Raw genomic sequence first — 17,588 nt, 5'->3', positions numbered from 1 at the left:
AAGCAATAGCAGCCAGAATAGTAAATAATGGCTTTTAATAAGGGAAAAAGCTGGAAATGACTGGTTATTCAATTTGGAATATCGATCGCCCCTATTTTAGGCAATAATTGATGCTAGGCTTCGCTATCTTATGAAAAGTGCCGAAGTTTTTCCAAAAACGCCATTTCAAATGCTGTAACGCACCATTTTTAGGCAGTGCGTCACAGTTCGTTAACCTACCAGACTTGGAAGCTTGCGGTTGTTAAACTGTTTCAGCTGGCTTTTAATCCAATTGGCACCTTTAGCAACGCAATCAGGGCAAACATCGCCATAGCTATCACCCTGAGTGTTGCATACAATTAATCTTGCCTCTGTTGGTTGAAACATCTGAGTACAGGTTAAGCACAACTGTTTATTTTTTAAGCTGTTACATTCAATTTGAAATTGCATACTGTCTTCTCCTCAACCAAGTTTGGGTGAAAATTGTTAAATCAAAAAAATTATCTTTATCTTAAAAATAAAATTTTATTTTCAACCTGTCGTCTGCCCAACGAAAGGAAAATCATGTCAGTTGAATTTGTAATTTAGAATACATTATTATAATAATAAAAAGAGAAAAACAACTCACGAAAGGGTAAATTCTGAGATGTTTGAGGAAGAAGGTTTTTATATTGGAAATAAGAAAAGACAAAGCTAGGTAGACCTAAAAGAATAGCGATCGCCTACTTCTAACTTTAGAAGGATTGAGTAAAAAATATAGAACGCTAAGTATGAGATTGACGAATTCAAAAACAAATTTATGGAAACTATTTATGGAAATCATCAGGGATTAAAATCAAGCCAACTCAGAAAATTACAGCAATTTTACGAACAACAGCAACCCTCGTATAGCGTTACAACTCCAGAATTTGCCCAAGCCTTAGCAGCCATTAGTGCAGAAATTCATCAACCTGTATGCACCTACATTAATAGACGGGGTCAAGTGATTCGCGTGGCGGTTGGGACACCAAGTCAAACTGCAATTCCACCACAACAATTACCCCGCCATAGTGCAGAACGTTTAAGCGGAATTCGTTGTATTGCAACTCAATTCAGATCGGAAATACCTGACGAAGCCGCGCTGATTGCAATGGTTCGCCAGCGTTTAGACGCTCTGGTGATGTTGAATGTGGCTGACGGAAAAGTCGCAACAAGGAGTCAAGGAGTTAATGGCTTAATTCAAAAAGCTTATTTAGCTCACATTCTCCCCGATTCCGAAAATCCTTGGGTCATTTCTCCTCCCTTAAGTTTAGATGACTTAACCGAGCAAGACTTTGACGACTTAGTTGATGAATGGGAGCGAGAAATTTCTGAATCTGGCAACGGAGCATTACCATCCCAGGACATCGTATCCGACCGGGACAAAGTGTTGCTGGTGGGATTGAAAACAGATGATATCTCCCAACAGAGATTTGAAGATAGCCTGCAAGAACTGGCAAGTTTGGTGGAAACTGCTGGGGGAAACGTATCGGACACAGTGCAACAAAAGCGAAGCCGCCCCCATCCTCAGACTGTCGTAGGTCAGGGAAAAGTTGAGGAAATATCCCTTTTGGCTCACAAACTAGGAGCTAATCTGATTGTTTTTGACCGAGATATTTCTCCCTCACAAGCCCGCAACCTAGAAAACGAGATTGGCATTCGAGTTGTAGACAGAACCGAAGTCATTTTGGATATCTTTGCTCAACGCGCTCAATCTCAAGCAGGTAAATTGCAAGTAGAACTAGCGCAATTAGAATATATGCTGCCTCGGTTACGAGGTCAAGGGCGAGAATTGTCCAGACTCGGAGGTGGAATTGGTACCCGAGGACCGGGTGAAACAAAACTTGAGACTGAACGGCGGGCAATTCAGAAGCGAATTGCTCAACTCCAACAGGATGTGAATCAATTACAGGCACATCGCGCACGCCTCAGACAACAGCGACAGCAGCAAGAAATTCCTGTTGTTGCATTAATTGGTTACACCAATGCTGGGAAGTCCACTTTGCTCAATGTGTTAACTAATGCTGAGGTTTACACGGCAAACCAACTTTTCGCTACCCTTGACCCCACAACACGCAAGTTGGTCATTATAGAACCAGAAACTCAAGAACGCAGAACAATTCTGCTGACAGACACTGTAGGGTTTATTCACGAACTCCCACCGCCCTTGGTGGATGCATTCCGTGCAACCTTAGAGGAATTGATGGAAGCTACAGCATTGCTTCACGTTGTTGATTTATCCCATCCTGCTTGGGAAAGCCATATCGCTAGCGTGCAGGAAATCCTCGATGATATGCCTGCTATTCCAGCAAAAAGTTTGCTTGCCTTTAATAAAATTGACCGAGTCGATAGTGAAACTTTGGCTAAAGCTCAGCAAGAGTATCCTGAAGCTGTATTTATTGCAGCAACCAGAAATTTGGGTTTAGAAACTTTAAGACACCGGGTGTTGCAACTGATTGACAAACCTGTTGTTTCAAAAACCATTTAAGGGATTTCCAAGAAATAAATTAAGCAACATTGTGGGGTGGAGAGCATCGCCGTGCGGGGGTTCCAAGCGTTGAGGCGACTGCGGAACGTCCTCGCCCGCCCGCCACCTACAACGTCTGATACAGACGTACCACAAGAAATTTTTGAGTATTTTTTATTTGGAAGCCCCTAACTTGTAGCAATTTTCGAGTAGATAGACCAACTTTTAGGTCGCCGCAACACTATCACCAGGTTTTGAGGGCCATCTGACAGTCAGAATAGTACAGTCAGACTCGGCAAGCCAAGAATGCGGTACCCCAGCACACCACAAAACATAATCACCCTCACGGGACAATACAACTTCTCTATCTTCAAATTGCAAGCGAAATTGTCCTTGAATGAGAATTGAAAGAGTTGCAGCTTGGTTATTGACTGCCCACTCTGTTCTGCTGTCACCAGATTTATGGATAGCCCATTTAACTTCTAGTGCTTCTGTAGAGCGCGGGTCATCCGTAGGGGTGATAAAGTGACCGAGGAACCATCCCCAACGACTCGCGCCTTCGATAGCCGCGTTACCAAAAACCACTTTAGTCATTATTTAACACTGAGTAGTTCTTCTGTTATGTGCAACATATCTACAAGTATATATAGCCTTGGTATAAAAACTTCATTATCATCTCAAAAACTGGCATTCCACAATCAATGAACGAAACGATATTCTAAACCTATACTTTAGTGAAACGGTTGCAGAGTTAAAACTAGATGGCAAAGCAGGAACATCTTTCACTGCTAAGGCAGGGCGTGTGTGTCTGGAATCAGTACAAGAAAGAAAATTTTGAGGAACCAACGGACCTTACTGATGCAAATCTTATGGGGGAAAATCTCAGGGATGGGTACTTCCAAAGTTCCAATCTCAGCCGAGCCAATCTCAGCCAAGCCAATCTTCGCCAAGCCAATCTTAGCCGAGCCAATTTGTATCAGGCAACTCTTGAGGAAACATCTTTATGTGGGGCTTGCTTGAATCAAGCTTTTCTTTCAGAAGCAGTTCTGTTCCAATCCGATATCAGTCAAGCAAATTTAATAGGTGCTTGCCTTGATGGAACAGATCTCCAGAAAGCAAAACTCATGCATGCGAACTTAACGGCAGCTTCTTTAAAGGCAGCAATTTTCTGGCAATCGAACCTTGCCGTGGCAATTTTGAGAAGGGCGAATCTCACCCAAGCAACAATTCAGGAAACAAGTTTTTGGCGGGCTGACCTTCGGGAAACAGATATAATACAAGTTTACTTCAATCAAGTTAACCTCAATGAAGCAAATCTTTGTGGGGCTAACCTTATGAGTTCGCTTATTAAGAGAACCAGCTTCTGGAAAACAAATCTTGAGGGAGCTTTCTTAAAAGAGGCATACCTTAAAGCTATAGTCTTCTATCAAACTAACCTTACAGGAGTTTCCTTTCAAGAGGCAAACCTACAGGGAGCAATCTTTAAAGACGTTAACTTGACAGGAGCCAATTTTACAGGAGCCTCCCTTGAAAGAGCTGTGTTTATTAGAGCTAACCTCAGAAGAACCAATCTAACAGGGGCTTCCTTTAAACGGACAATTTTTCAGAAAGCTAATTTTGAAGCAATTCAAGGATTTGATAGCAACAATCAAAGCGGAACATTAATTTACTAATCCTGTAAGTAGGATGACAAAAAGAAATTTAACTCATGAGGGTCTTCCTTAGTCCTTTATCATTGGTTCTTAGTAAGGATTTTGATTGGGTTGACATTTCGTAGCACAATTCTATTTATTTCTGACCGCCTACTTAGTAAGACCATTAGTGAATTATACATAAACCATCGCACCTGAGATCCCATGAGAAACGACACTGCTCCTCACCAGTAAATTCTCACTGTTTCCAAAATCGTAACAGTCCAACACCTGAAAATTTTAAATGCCATATTTGGAACACCAATATGTTCCATTGCTTCTATGCCTTTGTCTTTACTATTTAATAATAAGTTCCATTCCTGGAAACAGTTACGAATTCTGTTGTTAGCAATGAGTTTTCTAGGTCTAGTTGCCTGTGGTTCAACGCCGAATGAACCACGTAATTTAGCTTCTTTACCCAGAACCTTAGTTGTTTCAGGGCGTGGTATTGTTAATACTCCAAAAACAACTTCTCGCGTGCGTTTGGGAGTTGAAGTTCAAGATGTGACTTCAACAAAGGTACAGGAAGAAATACGATCGCGCTCATCAGCAGTTGTCACACTCTTAAAATCAAACCAGGATGTCAAAAAACTAGAAACAACAGGTATTAGACTGAATCCAACTTATAGTTACAAAGATAATCAGCAAAACATAGTTGGTTATAATGGCAGCAATATAGTAAGCTTTGAAATTGCCCCAGACAAACTGGGTACGCTTTTAGATGAAGCCATCAAAGCAGGTGCAACACGTATTGATGGAGTGACCTTGGTGGCAACTGATGATGCGATCGCATCTGCACAAAAAGAGGCAATTAGCTTAGCCTCCAAAGATGCTCGCAATCAAGCGGAAGCAGCTTTAGGCGCTCTATCTCTTCAAGAACGGGAAATTGTTAGCGTACAAATTAATGGTGGTCGTTCATCTCCAGTTTCTGAAACAGGAAATTTTGCTGCAATGGATCTTCAAACAGCATCGAAAGCAGCTGCTACCCCTGTGGTTGCAGGTGAGCAAAGAGTGGAAGCTTCTGTTACCCTTCAAATTCGTTATTGATGATTTGATAAACTGCTCCAGAACTTAATTATAAAGGATAAAGTATGAAGGGTAAAGTATGAAATAACGCCGAGCAGTAAATAAATTGAACCTATTTTTCATCCTTTATCCTTCATCCTTATTAACAAAAAATCTAAGCTAGTAGAAATACTAACTATAGACGCTTGATGTTCTTTCCCATAGAAATAAAAACCACATTCAATACGGAAATAAGCAACCGTAGTTTCCGGAACTATCACCACTTAGCCCTTAGCGCGTCAAAAAACTTTAATGCTATACATTATCAGCGTGTATCTCCTCCCTGTTCTGTAGTTGTGAGGGAATAACGATTGGAAGCTTCAATCAAACGCCAAACTTATCATGAGAAACGATCTTGCTTCCTCTCGAAGAAGAGGACGAGTGCTGTTACATTTGATTAAGCTATTTTAGTTGATAGTTAACAGCTGGCTGTTGACAGAAAATGCGGTCAACAGTCAACCGTGGACAAAAGATTGCTTATTTGGGAACGTCATGGAAGCTATAGAGTCAGAAGCCAAACAACGCGTTCAAGAACTGCGACAACTCCTGCGAAAGGCAAGTTACGCTTACTATGTTCTTGATAACCCCATTATGGAGGATGCAGTTTACGATCGATTGTATCGAGAATTGCAACAATTGGAAAATCAATATCCAGAATTGGTGACACCGGATAGCCCCACTCAGCGGGTTGGAGAGAAACCAGCAACCCAGTTTACTTCGGTGCGCCACAACATTCCTCTATACAGCTTAGAAAATGCCTTTAATATCGACGAATTAAACACATGGGACCAACGCTGGCGGCGACAAGCACCCAATGTAGGTGGGGTGGAGTATGTCTGCGAGCTAAAAATTGATGGTTCTGCTTTAGCCTTGACTTATGAAAATGGTGTGCTTGTCAGGGGTGCCACTAGGGGCGATGGAGTGACAGGGGAAGACATTACCCAAAACGTGCGGACTATCCGCTCAATTCCTTTACGGTTAAATGTCGAAACATTGCATGAAGCATCTCTACCGGAAAGGATAGAAGTACGGGGTGAAGCGTTTTTGCCTCTAGAAGTGTTTAAACAAATTAACCAGGAAAGGCAAAAAGTCGGTGAAGCAGTGTTTGCCAATCCTCGAAATGCCGCAGCTGGTACACTCAGGCAATTAGATTCTCGGGTTGTAGCGCAACGACGGTTAGATTTCTTTGCTTACACGCTCCACATTCCCGGTAGAGATGATGCCAGTATTGCCAGTACCCAGTGGGAAGCGCTAGAATTGTTGCAAAAATTGGGATTTCGAGTGAACCCTAACAAGCAGTTATGCTCGTCCCTAAAAGATGTCGGACAATATTACGAACACTGGGATACAGAACGGCTGAATTTACCTTACATGACTGACGGGGTTGTGGTAAAGCTTAATTCTTTCAAGCTTCAAGAACAGCTTGGGTTTACGCAGAAGTTTCCCCGTTGGGCCGTGGCGCTGAAACACGCGGCAGAAGAAGCACCGACGCGTGTGGAAAATATTGCTGTTAATGTGGGCAGAACAGGAGCATTGACTCCCCTGGCAGAAATGCGCCCCGTACAATTAGCAGGGACAACAGTTTCTCGCGCAACTCTACATAACGCCGATCGCATCGCCCAATTAGATATCCGCATTGGAGATACTGTTATTGTACGTAAAGCAGGGGAAATCATCCCAGAGGTGCTGCGAGTTCTTCAAGAACTCCGTCCTGAGGGTACCCAACCTTTTGTTATGCCCACTCATTGCCCTGTTTGCGGTCAACCAGTGGTGCGCGAGATGGATGAAGCAGTGACTCGCTGCGTGAATGCTTCTTGTGCGGCTATCCTTAAAGGGGCAATTGAGCATTGGGTAAGCCGCGATGCCTTGGATATTCGGGGTATGGGCGAAAAGCTAGTACATCAACTTGTTGACAAAGGAGTCGTGCATTCTGTTGCAGATTTGTATGACTTGACAGAGGAAAAGTTGTATGAACTAGAACGGATGGGGAAAAAGTCGGCTCAGAAGTTGCTGGAAGCTGTAGCCCAGTCAAAAAACCAACCTTGGTCGCGTGTGTTATACGGTTTGGGTATCCGTCACGTTGGCAGTATCACGGCACAGGTTTTGACTGAAAAGTTTCCTACTGTGGAACAATTGGCTGAAGCCACACAAGCCGATATTGAAACTATTCATGGTATTGGTGCTGAAATCGCTCAGTCGGTTTACCAGTGGTTCCGTATTAGTGCAAATCAAACTTTGATTTCTCGCCTCAAAGCTGCTGGGTTGCAATTGGCGATCGCATTGGAAGATACAGTGGTAAGTGATGGAAATCCAAAATTTGCTCTGAAGACTTTTGTCATTACTGGTACGCTACCCACTTTAAAACGGGATGAGGCAAAAGCTCTGATACAAAAAGCAGGTGGTAAGGTAACAGATTCTGTCAGCAAGAAAACTGATTATTTGGTTGTAGGAGAAGATGCCGGTTCTAAGTTAACAAAAGCCCAAGACTTGGGAATTACTCAGTTGAGTGAGGCGCAGTTGTTGGAGATGTTGGAAAGTTAAGGAATTACCAAAACCCGGAGGAGGAAAATCTAAGATGTTGCAGTAGTCAACGGCAACTGCTTCCTCCCTCTTTCAACTCCAGTACCAGAAATTGATAACTTTAACTTATATCATTGTTTAATATTTTTTAACTTTATTGTTTGCTTAACTGTCCTAACTGTCTTAAATTTCCTTGCATTTTTGCTCTAAGAATGAGATTCTAGAAACGCTTAAATTAAACCTCAAATATTTTAAGGATTAGTCGTTTGTGATGTCAAAACCCGAGGAAGTCAAACCATTAATTTGCCTTGCCGTAGGGAGCTTGAATGTCGGTAATGCGGTAATTGAGAGATTTCTGTAGGGCGGGCTATGCCGTACAACGGTAAATGGTGGGCTTTAGCCCTACCTACTACCGTGTCCACACAAATATGTTGGGTTAAGGCAGGGGTGCAGGGGCGATCTGGAGACGGAAAACAGCCCAATTAATCGATTAATTCCTACCTAACAAATTAGGCTAGACGCGCTACTAGTTCTGTACGATTGCTACCGGAAAGCTTTCTCCTATAGGCTCAACTAATATGAAAATGATGTAACTTTAGCAGTTGATTGACAATTTGAACCAACTACAAAGGGAGTTGTTCAGAGCGGCGTTCTATCAGCTCGTACTCAGCTAGCACTCTCAAATTCTCTACCCTTTGTCTTCTGATTTGCGCTCGCTTATCAACATATAACTTGTGAGATGATAGAGTTGTGAAAATCCTACTAGTCGAGGACGATCTCCAATCAGCAACATTACTGCGTGAGGTTCTCACTGCTGAAAACTACATAGTTGAGTTGGCAACGGATGGTCAACAGGGGTTGGCATTAGCAACATCATTCAACTTTGATTTGATCTTGTTAGATCTGCTGATTCCCAAACTAGATGGTATCAGCCTGTGCCGTCAACTTCGCGCTTTGGGAGTTCAAAAACCGATTCTCTTACTTACTGCTAAAGAGCGGAGTGTGAATGCGGTTCAGGGATTAGATGCAGGCGCAGACGATTATCTTACCAAACCCTACGATATTTGCGAAATGCTAGCACGGATGCGGGCGTTGCTGCGTCGAGGACAAAACGAGCTACTACCTACCATACTAACATGGGAAAATCTTTGCGTCAATCCTGTCTCGGCAGAAGTGACTTATGGAGGGCAGCCTATATCCTTAACCCCCAAGGAATATAGCTTGCTGGCGCTGTTTCTGCGTAATCCGCAGCGTGTCTTTAGCCGCAGTGAAATCATCGATCGCCTCTGGTCATTTGATGCTACACCTAGCGAACGCACTGTCACTAATCTGATTAAAGACTTGCGGCAAAGGCTAAAGGCGGCAGGAATGTCTGCTGAGCTACTGGAAACTGTATATGGCTTGGGCTATCGTCTTAAGGCTCCACCCAAAACTGGGGAAGCAAAGGGTGTGTTGTGTGAGGAACAGTGCGAACAACAGACACACAGACTGGGAGAAGTAGGCAAAGGAAAATGTCAGGCGCGTGCGTCAGTCAACAAAGTCATAGAACGTTATCAAGATACTTTTGCCCAACGGTTAACTATACTGGAGCAAGTCGAACAAACCTTGGCGAAAGGGAAATTGCAGCCCGAACTCCAATACCGTGGGAGCAACGAAGCACACAAACTGGCAGGGACGTTAGGATCGTTTGGCTACGAGACGGGCTCAAAGTTGGCGCAGGCGATAGAACACCTCTTAATGAAGAGTAAGCCTTTAGCACCACAGGAAGCTTCTCGATTCTCAAAACTCCTGAGCGAACTCAAACAAACCCTCAGTAAACCTCCTACACCACTAACTGTTGAACGGGAAACAACTCAGATTCCCCTAGTGCTGGCAATTGATGATAAATCTTTTACCAATCAATTAAAAACCGAGGCTGGGAGTTGGGGAGTGCGGATTGAAGTAGCTCCTAATTGGGCGAGCGCTCAACAACACATTTCTCAATCTCCCAACGCTGTTTTGCTCAATCTCAATGACATGGAGCTGATTGAAAAGGGTTTAATGTTGTTGCAAAAACTTAAGGAACAACTTCCCAATACACCAATTGTGGTGATAGCTGAGCAAAATAATCTAACGCAGAGAGTTGCTGTTTCTCGTTTGGGAGTACAGCGATTTTTGTACAAACCAGTCACCACTGCCGAGGTTTTTGAGGCAATCGATCGAGTTCTGTCTCAGTCTCAAGCTTCCCAACCCAAAGTGATGATTGTAGATGACGATCCAGTAGCGCTGGAGCTATTGAGCAATCTGCTCCAACCTTGGGGGCTGAGGGTGAAAACCTTGCAAGACCCCCAACAATTCTGGGATGTACTAAATGCTACAAAACCTGACTTACTGGCAATTGATTTGGAAATGCCAACCTACAGCGGTATAGACTTGTGTCGTGTAGTGCGACAAGATACGAAATGGGGGAATTTACCGATTTTGGTAGTAACAGCATATACAGACATAGAATCAATCCAGCAGGTATTTGCAGCGGGAGCCGATGATTTTATTAGCAAGCCCGTAGTGGGACCAGAGTTAGTGACCCGTGTCATCAGTCGCATCGATCGCTCCTGGTTGCAGCAAGAACTCAAAACCCTAAAGTGGAGGGTTGGAACGTGAAACTCTCCAATCTTTTTAGGCAAGGGCTGTGGCAACGCCCAAAGCTGAAAATTCCCCTAAGCCTCGCCCTTACCGTTCCCTTTGTGTTGCTAACAATTGGAACAGCAGGGCTCGTGGGTTATCTGTCTTTGTACAATAGCAAGCATTCAGTGAATAGCTTAGCATATCAGTTGATGAGCAAGGTGAGCGATCGCATACACCTCTATCTTGGTAACTACTTAAAGACCCCAGACTTAATTAATCGCCTAAATGCTAGAGCGACCGAGCTTGGACAGATAGACCTAAGCGATCCTAAAAGTTTAGAAAGCTATTTTTTAGGTCAAATCCAAGAATTTGACTCAGTAAGAATTCATTTTATCAATCCTCAAGGCGGACTCGTTGGAGCCGGAAACGATGAGCGAGGTATTACCGTTTCCTTAACAGAGAATTTTACCAAAGGAATGCTACTCGTGTATAGTGTAGATAGTCAAGGGAAGCGGAAAAAATTACTAGTTAAACGGCAAAACTATGATGGAAGCCAAAGACCCTTCTATCAAAAGGCACTCTCAGCAAGGAAACCAACTTGGACACCTGTTTATATATATGTACCAGCTTCGAGAGGTCTGGGAATTGCAGCAACTTACCCGCTATATAATCAAACACAGCAACTTCAGGGTGTTTTAGCTAGCGATTTAACCCTTGTCACCATTAGCGAGTTTCTCAAAAAATTGAAGGTCAGCCCTCACGGACAGGTATTTATTATTGAGAGATCGGGACTGATGGTTGCTTCTTCAACCTCCGAAAAACCCTTCCTCACAGATTCTAATGGGACACAACACAAACGGCTCAACGCAACTGAAAGTCAGGAACCCGTAATTCGCCTCGCAGCTCGGCATCTACTCTCAAGCTTTGGCAGCTTAACTCAAATTAAGACAGCACAGAAACTTGAGTTTGAAATAGAAGGCAAAAAGCAATTCTTACTGGTCACCCCTTACAGAGATCGATTGGGTCTTGACTGGTTAATTGTGACCATCGTGCCAGAATCCGACTTTATGGCAGAAATTGATGCCCATACCTACGTCACTATACTCTTGAGTGTTGGCGCGTTGGCAGGAGCGATCGCCCTAGGATTGTTGCTCACCCAATTCATTGTTCGACCAATGCAGAGATTGGGTCAAGTGAGTTTGGCCCTGGCAGACGGGAAATGGAATAAAGCAATTGAGCAAGATAGCCCACTCGCCGAACTCCAAATCCTCAGTGACTCATTTCACCGGATGGCTGGGCAACTTAAGCAGTCGTTTGAGCGTGTCAAAACTGCCCTACAAGAGTCGGAAGAACGTTTCACCAAAGTGTTTCGTACCTGTCCTAATGCGATTGGAATTGCTACTTTAGACGGGCAATGTGTAGACGTGAATGATGCTTTTATTGATTTGTTTGGCTATTCTAGGGCAGAAGTCATTGGTAACGTAGTAACCAAGATTGAATATTGGGCCAATCTAGAGGAGCAACAATGTTATTTCCAGGATTTGCAGGCAGGCAAACAGGTTCATAACTGGGAACTTACCGTTCATCACAAAACAGGTCAGCCTTTTACCGTCCTGATTTCAGCCGATATCATCGATTTGAAGGGGCAACCCCATATCATTGCAGTTATTCAAAATATTACTGCTCGCAAACAAGCAGAATTAGAACTGCAACAACAAAAAGACTTGCGCGAGACTATTTACAACGAATCCACCGATGCTTTGTTTCTGGTCGATCCTGAAACATTGCTAATATGTGACTGCAATCATCGAGCAGTGGAGCTGTTTGAAGCGGACAATAAAGCGGAACTGATTGGTATCCAAGGTCACACACTTCAGCTTCGTCCGTTCACCTCCAACGAGCTGGAGGAAATCACCGCACAAGTTCACCAAAAAGGCTTCTGGAGCCGGGAAATTGAATACGTAAGCAAAAAAGGAAATTTCTTCTGGGGCAACTTGGCTGCTAAGCGCGTTTCGATTGCCAATCAAGACTTCGATCTAGTGCGAGTCACAGATATCACAGAGCGCAAACGCATTGAAAAAGCTCTACTGCAAAGTGAAGCTCGTTTCCAAAAAATCGCGGCAGCTTCACCCGCACAAATTTACATCCTGGTTTATAACCCCGATAAAGGTGAAATGCGCTATGAGTATGTCAGTCCGGGAGTTCGGGAAATTCAAGAATTGGAACCAGAACAGGTATTAGAGGATGCCCTACTTACCTATAACCAAGTGCATCTTGAAGATCGCCGTCTCTACAATCAACTAACTAGTCGCACTCTCAAAACGCTAGAACCCTTTGCTCACGAATGGCGAATTGTCACTCCCTCTGGAAAGATAAAGTGGGTACGTGCTAATTCCCGCTCAGAACCCCGGAAGAATGGTGAGATTGCTTGGTATGGAGTGCTGTTAGATATTAGCGATTTCAAACAAGCCGAAGCAGCTTTGCGCGAGAGTGAAGAGCGATTTCGCCATGCGTTTCATAATGCCCCCATTGGCATGGCACTTCTGGGATTGGACAATCGCTGGCTCCAAATCAATCCGATGCTGGGTGAAATGCTTGGCTATTCCGAATCAGAGTTTCTCAGCCTGAAAGTATCTCAGCTCGTTCACCCGGAAGATGTTAACCAGCTTCAGCACTGTATCAACCAAGTTCTGAGCCACGAGAATCGTAATGCTCAAGTAGAGTTGCGCTACTTATGCAATGGAGGACGCGTTGCTTGGGGACTAACGAGCCTGTCGCTGGTACGAGATTTTCACAACCAGCCGTTGTATTATGTTGCCCAGATCCAAGACATCACCCAACAACAAGCCATTGAGCGAATGAAAAATGAATTCATCTCCGTCGTTAGTCATGAACTTCGCACCCCGCTCACAGCCATTCAAGGATTTTTAGGGCTGCTCAATACTGGTATCTACGATAACAAACCCGAAAAAGCCAAAAGGATGCTGCAGCAAGCTTTGACGAATAGCGATCGCCTCGTGCGTCTGGTTAATGATATCCTTGACTTCGAGCGCTTGTCTGCAGGTAGAGTACAGCTTGTGAGAGAAGTCTGTCATGCAGAAGATTTAATGCAACGAGCTGTTGAAGGGGTACAGCCAATTGCTCTAGATGCTGCCATTACACTCTCGATTATTCCTACCACTGCCCGCGTATGGGCTGACCCTGACTTAATCGTCCAAACTCTGACAAATTTGTTAAGCAACGCCATCAAGTTTTCTTCCCCGAACACGGTGATTACCCTGTCTGCCCAAGCTCAAGTTGACTCAGTTCTGTTTCAAGTCAAAGACCAAGGCAGAGGTATTCCCGCTGACAAATTAGAAACAATTTTTGAACGCTTCCAGCAGGTTGATGTCTCTGATGCTCGCGCCAAGGGAGGAACTGGTCTGGGCTTGGCGATTTGCCAAAGTATTATCCAACAGCACGATAGTAGCATTTGGGCAGAGAGCACCCTCGGTGAAGGCAGTACGTTTTATTTCACCTTACCAATACCAGTAGGAGAAGTATGACCAAACGCATCCTTATTATTGATGATGAAGAATCGCTTCGGGAACTTGCCTGCACTTGTTTGGAGGATTTGGGAGGTTGGGAGGTGATTTCTGCCTCCTCCGGTGACGAAGGTCTCCACATAGTTCTGGAGAAGAATTTTGACGCAATTCTCCTCGACGTATCGATGCCTGACATGGATGGCTTTCAATTTTATCAGCAACTTAAAGCTAACCCCACTACTCAAACCATTCCAGTGATTTTGCTAACGGCTAAAGTGTTACCACACGATCGCAACCGCTTTGCTCAAATGGATGTTGCCGGAGTCATTACAAAACCTTTTAACCCAACACTCTTGTGCGAACAAGTGAAGCAACTACTGGGTTGGACTTAGCAAAGTTAAGTTTTAAAGTTTATTTAATGAACTCTATCAGTTTCTTATTTTCTTAGTTTAATCTTGAATTGTTAATCGCCTCAACCTTCTTAAAACAAGCTCATAATGACAACTAAGAAAATATTGCTGATTGATGATGAAGCAACTATTCGAGAACTTGTAGAAGCCTGCTTGAGCGATTTAGCGGGATGGACAGTTGTAGCAGTCTCTTCGGCTCAAGCTGGACTAAAACAGTTAGCCGTAGAATCTCCTGATGCGATTTTGCTTGATGTTTTTATGCCCGGTATGAATTATGCCACATTTCTGCATAAACTTCAAGCTAGCCCTTTAACCGCAGCGATTCCAGTCATCCTTCTAAGTGTAAGAGCGGGTTGCTTTACATCACAAAAACTTCAGCAACTTGGTGTTGTAAAGGCAATCGCCAAGCCTTTTAATCCAGTGACTTTACCTTCGGCGATCGCTCGTGCTCTCGGCTGGACTTCATCGGCTGAAGATGAATCTACCGTTTAGCAAAAGTCGGTTACGAAAAAGTTTTGCCATCCCTACCAGTTCCTTATTTTTTATTGATACCTTTAGGGCAGGAGGTTAGAAAGGGGGCAGGAAAAGGGTAAAAATTGCTACTTACGTCATGGACGAGCGCGACCTTCACATAGGCTTATCACCAAAATCTTTGATTTTAAGGAGTAAAAATGCTTACTGCCCAACCAGTAATTACCGATTTGGTTGTTAATAGTGTCAACAATTGCTATCAACTCACAACAGAGCAAATAGAGAGTATCCAAAAGACAGGAGTAACAGCCGAATTAGAAAAAGGTATTTACGTTGTTCGTATTAAGACAGGTTCCTTTGATTATATCAAAGACTCTCAAGACGCAGAAAGCGAACCTCTAGTCATGCTTTGGATTTATGGTGGTCAGTTCAAGAATTTAAAAACGAATAAGCAAGTTTCCGCTGGTTGGTCAACCTTAAACGGATATGATGATACTCTCACTTTAGCGGTATCAAAACCATCCAAACTATGTGCTTTCTTCTTCGATACGGAAACGCAAGATAACGCAGGAGAAGTGACCATTTCAGTGATTAAAGTTGACGAATATCGTAACTTTAACTAACTGGCTGTAGAAATAAAAATGGTAAGGACGACCAAAAGCTTTTAACTTCATTTGTACCAACCTACTTACTAGGCACAACCTAATTTGATAAATTTTAGTTGATGCAAAGCCAATCAAATGACCGCCATGCTCAGCTAGCTCAATCTCTGCATCGTATTGTAGAAATTTTGCGAACTCAGCAAGGTTCTACTTGGAGAGATTTGGTGCAGACAGTTTCAGGGAAAACTGCTGTCATCGATCTAGATGGAATTCAGTTACTACTGCGAGCCTCAGGCGGAGAACAACTCCAAGTTGAGAGCGAATATCCGGTAGCAGTGGCGTCAGTGAATTTTCGCACTGAAGCCGAAACTCTGCGAGATATGATTGCTGGTAGGTTAACTTTAGATACAGCGATCGCGCAACAGAGGATTGACCTGCGCGGTAGTTTAGAAGACTTACTCGGTTTTTATCGAGTGGCACTCTCAGTCTTAGCCGACAGTGCCATTAACCCGCAGTTGCGTCGTGTATGGACTCAGTTCGACCAATCATGGTCACGTCCCTCTGCTCCACCACTTTGTCTTGCTTTGGAACAGCAAAGACCATCCTATGGTGTACTGACTCGTCAAGTGCCGGAAGATGTGCTTGGCATTGAGATTAACCTTCCACAGTCGGACTCTACAGAGGAAGAGGACTAAAGCAGATTGGGTTAGGCTAGTCTAACCCAACCTCTTTACTCTTTAGCGACTACAGCGTAACAAATGAGCCTCGATCTCATCGCAAGCCGTTCCAACACCATCTTCCGCCTGCAGTAAACGACCGACTTCGGCAGCTTTAGTTGCATAAGTGGAGTCAAACAGCAGAGATTGGAGTTCGGTAGCGATACGGCTAGCAGTGCCATGCTGACGCTCAAGCATTCGCGCTACACCTAAGCGGATCAAACGAGCAGCGTTATCTGGCTGATCGAAGGCGTGGGGAATCACGAGCATGGGACGACCAGCACGTAAAGCCTGCGCTGTGGTTCCTACACCACCATGATGAACAATAGCTGCTGCCCGAGGAAAAATTGCCTCGTGGGGAGCAAAGTCAACGGCGTAAGCTCCTGGTGGAAGTTGCTCAGCTGGTACTGAATGCGCCCCTAGACCCATAAGTAAGACGCATCTAAATCCTAACTGTGCTGCAGCAATAGCTCCTTCAAAATAAAAATTCCCCGGTGCCCACACCATTAACGAGCCCAAGGTAAACACGATAGGAGGCGATCCCGCTTGCAAAAACTTCTCCAATTCCAAAGACAAACCTTTACTTTTTCGGCTACTGAAGAAAGGAAAGCCTGTCACCCGAGTTTGAGGGGGCCAATCTGGTTGAGCTGGGGCAAAAACCTTAGAGAACAAAGCCAGCACCAATTCAGGTGAATGTTGACCTTCAAACAGAGCATCGCTGCTTGGTGGTAAACCCAATTCCGCTCGCAACTGTCGTACTGGTGCGCTCCAATAACGTGTCTGCCAACGAAGTCGTCTGTAGTAGTTATCTTTAGCAACTAATGTCAAGGCTTTTTCATAAGCAGAACTGGGAGTGGCTGAACCATCTGGAGAGCCGTAGGCAGATAAAAACGAGACCGGTGAGAGGATGGTGGATATCCTGGGAATCCCGGTTTTCTCAGCCACAAGAATGCCAGCGCAAATAAGGGGATGTGTTATCAGTAAGTCAGCTTCTCGTGCGGTTTCCATTAAGTCAGAGTATGTTGCCCGTAAATGGGGTATCGTCAGATAGCTGATGCCGTAATCAAGCATTTGCCCTGATTCTGAAAGCAATTGGATAAACTGCCCTACTTGTTTAGCATCGATATACCCATCGGGTTTGATTGCACGAAACTCAACCCCTTCAGATTCAATGAGATGGCGATGAATTTCGTTAGTGGCGATGGTGACACGATATCTCCGTGCTTGTAACTCAAGAGCTAGGGCAATGAAGGGAAATACATCCCCAAAAGAGCCAGTAGTAGCGAGCAGAATATGTTTGCTCTTTCTTTTACCGTTCTGCAAATTAAAGGCAACATTGATTGATTGGTTCCTCATATTTAACTTCCACAATTTGTAAGTATGAATGGTCAATAACTTCTCGGACTTACTTACTAGATGGAGACAGAATTTTGAGTTGGATAAATTTACTGTTTCTGATTTCGCTCAACCCATATGGTTAAGGAAATAGCAAAATCTCAGACCGGAAAAGTTGTGTTTGAT

13 protein-coding genes are annotated in these 17,588 nt (G+C 43.9%); 10 read left to right on the top strand and 3 right to left on the bottom strand.

Going from position 1 to position 17,588, the window contains the following annotated elements:
* Window positions 1–210 precede the first annotated feature (210 nt).
* On the bottom strand, window positions 211–429 hold the full coding sequence (locus ACYRY3_RS40010) for a hypothetical protein (protein WP_460207386.1): 219 nt from the start codon (window positions 427–429) through the stop codon (window positions 211–213).
* 349 nt (window positions 430–778) lie between these two features.
* Here ACYRY3_RS40010 and hflX point away from each other — a divergent pair, with 349 nt between their 5' ends.
* Complete coding sequence (gene hflX, locus ACYRY3_RS40005; protein WP_460207385.1) at window positions 779–2,485, top strand: GTPase HflX; 1,707 nt, start codon at window positions 779–781, stop codon at window positions 2,483–2,485.
* A gap of 204 nt (window positions 2,486–2,689) precedes the next feature.
* Here hflX and ACYRY3_RS40000 read toward each other — a convergent pair whose 3' ends face one another.
* Window positions 2,690–3,058: a cupin domain-containing protein gene (locus ACYRY3_RS40000; RefSeq protein ID WP_460207384.1), complete on the bottom strand. Its 369-nt coding sequence runs from the start codon at window positions 3,056–3,058 to the stop codon at window positions 2,690–2,692.
* Between the two features lie 167 nt (window positions 3,059–3,225).
* Here ACYRY3_RS40000 and ACYRY3_RS39995 point away from each other — a divergent pair, with 167 nt between their 5' ends.
* The 9 genes from ACYRY3_RS39995 to ACYRY3_RS39955 all read left to right on the top strand — a co-directional run bounded on the left by ACYRY3_RS39995 (window position 3,226) and on the right by ACYRY3_RS39955 (window position 16,046).
* Window positions 3,226–4,137, top strand: coding sequence for a pentapeptide repeat-containing protein (locus tag ACYRY3_RS39995; protein WP_460207383.1), 912 nt, complete (start codon window positions 3,226–3,228; stop codon window positions 4,135–4,137).
* Window positions 4,138–4,506: 369 nt separating this feature from the next.
* A complete protein-coding gene (locus ACYRY3_RS39990) occupies window positions 4,507–5,202 on the top strand; it encodes an SIMPL domain-containing protein (protein ID WP_460207382.1) in 696 nt (231 codons plus the stop codon).
* 510 nt (window positions 5,203–5,712) lie between these two features.
* Window positions 5,713–7,761 (top strand): NAD-dependent DNA ligase LigA, encoded by a 2,049-nt coding sequence (gene ligA, locus ACYRY3_RS39985; protein ID WP_460207485.1) that lies wholly within the window; start codon window positions 5,713–5,715, stop codon window positions 7,759–7,761.
* A 729-nt stretch (window positions 7,762–8,490) separates the two neighbouring features.
* Complete coding sequence (locus ACYRY3_RS39980; protein WP_460207381.1) at window positions 8,491–10,380, top strand: response regulator; 1,890 nt, start codon at window positions 8,491–8,493, stop codon at window positions 10,378–10,380.
* On the top strand, window positions 10,377–13,889 hold the full coding sequence (locus tag ACYRY3_RS39975) for a PAS domain S-box protein (protein ID WP_460207380.1): 3,513 nt from the start codon (window positions 10,377–10,379) through the stop codon (window positions 13,887–13,889). Before ACYRY3_RS39980 ends, ACYRY3_RS39975 begins: the two co-directional genes overlap by 4 nt.
* Complete coding sequence (locus tag ACYRY3_RS39970) at window positions 13,886–14,260, top strand: response regulator (protein ID WP_460207379.1); 375 nt, start codon at window positions 13,886–13,888, stop codon at window positions 14,258–14,260. The genes ACYRY3_RS39975 and ACYRY3_RS39970 overlap by 4 nt, the downstream gene beginning before the upstream one ends.
* Window positions 14,261–14,365: 105 nt before the next feature.
* Window positions 14,366–14,770: a response regulator gene (locus tag ACYRY3_RS39965; protein WP_460207378.1), complete on the top strand. Its 405-nt coding sequence runs from the start codon at window positions 14,366–14,368 to the stop codon at window positions 14,768–14,770.
* Between the two features lie 179 nt (window positions 14,771–14,949).
* A complete protein-coding gene (locus tag ACYRY3_RS39960) occupies window positions 14,950–15,372 on the top strand; it encodes a hypothetical protein (protein WP_460207377.1) in 423 nt (140 codons plus the stop codon).
* A 101-nt stretch (window positions 15,373–15,473) separates the two neighbouring features.
* The gene (locus ACYRY3_RS39955; RefSeq protein WP_460207376.1) at window positions 15,474–16,046 is read left to right on the top strand and encodes an SCP2 sterol-binding domain-containing protein; all 573 of its coding nucleotides are present in this window, start codon (window positions 15,474–15,476) and stop codon (window positions 16,044–16,046) included.
* 42 nt (window positions 16,047–16,088) lie between these two features.
* On the opposite strand, the gene ACYRY3_RS39950 is transcribed toward ACYRY3_RS39955, so the two are convergent.
* A complete protein-coding gene (locus ACYRY3_RS39950) occupies window positions 16,089–17,423 on the bottom strand; it encodes a glycosyltransferase (protein ID WP_460207375.1) in 1,335 nt (444 codons plus the stop codon).
* Between the last annotated feature and the right edge of the window lie 165 nt (window positions 17,424–17,588).

Source organism: Scytonema sp. NUACC21 (genome assembly GCF_054684315.1).
Note: the sequence above shows the minus strand (reverse complement) of the source record. Positions and strands in the feature narration are given on the sequence as shown.

Coding starts and splice junctions, on each gene's coding strand:
- ACYRY3_RS40000 (WP_460207384.1), bottom strand. CDS start 3,058: ATGACTAAAGTGGTTTTTGGTAACGCGGCTATCGAAGGCGCGAGTCGT.
- ACYRY3_RS39995 (WP_460207383.1), top strand. CDS start 3,226: ATGGCAAAGCAGGAACATCTTTCACTGCTAAGGCAGGGCGTGTGTGTC.
- ACYRY3_RS39955 (WP_460207376.1), top strand. CDS start 15,474: ATGCAAAGCCAATCAAATGACCGCCATGCTCAGCTAGCTCAATCTCTG.
- ACYRY3_RS39970 (WP_460207379.1), top strand. CDS start 13,886: ATGACCAAACGCATCCTTATTATTGATGATGAAGAATCGCTTCGGGAA.
- ACYRY3_RS39990 (WP_460207382.1), top strand. CDS start 4,507: ATGAGTTTTCTAGGTCTAGTTGCCTGTGGTTCAACGCCGAATGAACCA.
- ligA (WP_460207485.1), top strand. CDS start 5,713: ATGGAAGCTATAGAGTCAGAAGCCAAACAACGCGTTCAAGAACTGCGA.
- hflX (WP_460207385.1), top strand. CDS start 779: ATGGAAACTATTTATGGAAATCATCAGGGATTAAAATCAAGCCAACTC.
- ACYRY3_RS39965 (WP_460207378.1), top strand. CDS start 14,366: ATGACAACTAAGAAAATATTGCTGATTGATGATGAAGCAACTATTCGA.
- ACYRY3_RS39950 (WP_460207375.1), bottom strand. CDS start 17,423: ATGAGGAACCAATCAATCAATGTTGCCTTTAATTTGCAGAACGGTAAA.
- ACYRY3_RS39960 (WP_460207377.1), top strand. CDS start 14,950: ATGCTTACTGCCCAACCAGTAATTACCGATTTGGTTGTTAATAGTGTC.
- ACYRY3_RS40010 (WP_460207386.1), bottom strand. CDS start 429: ATGCAATTTCAAATTGAATGTAACAGCTTAAAAAATAAACAGTTGTGC.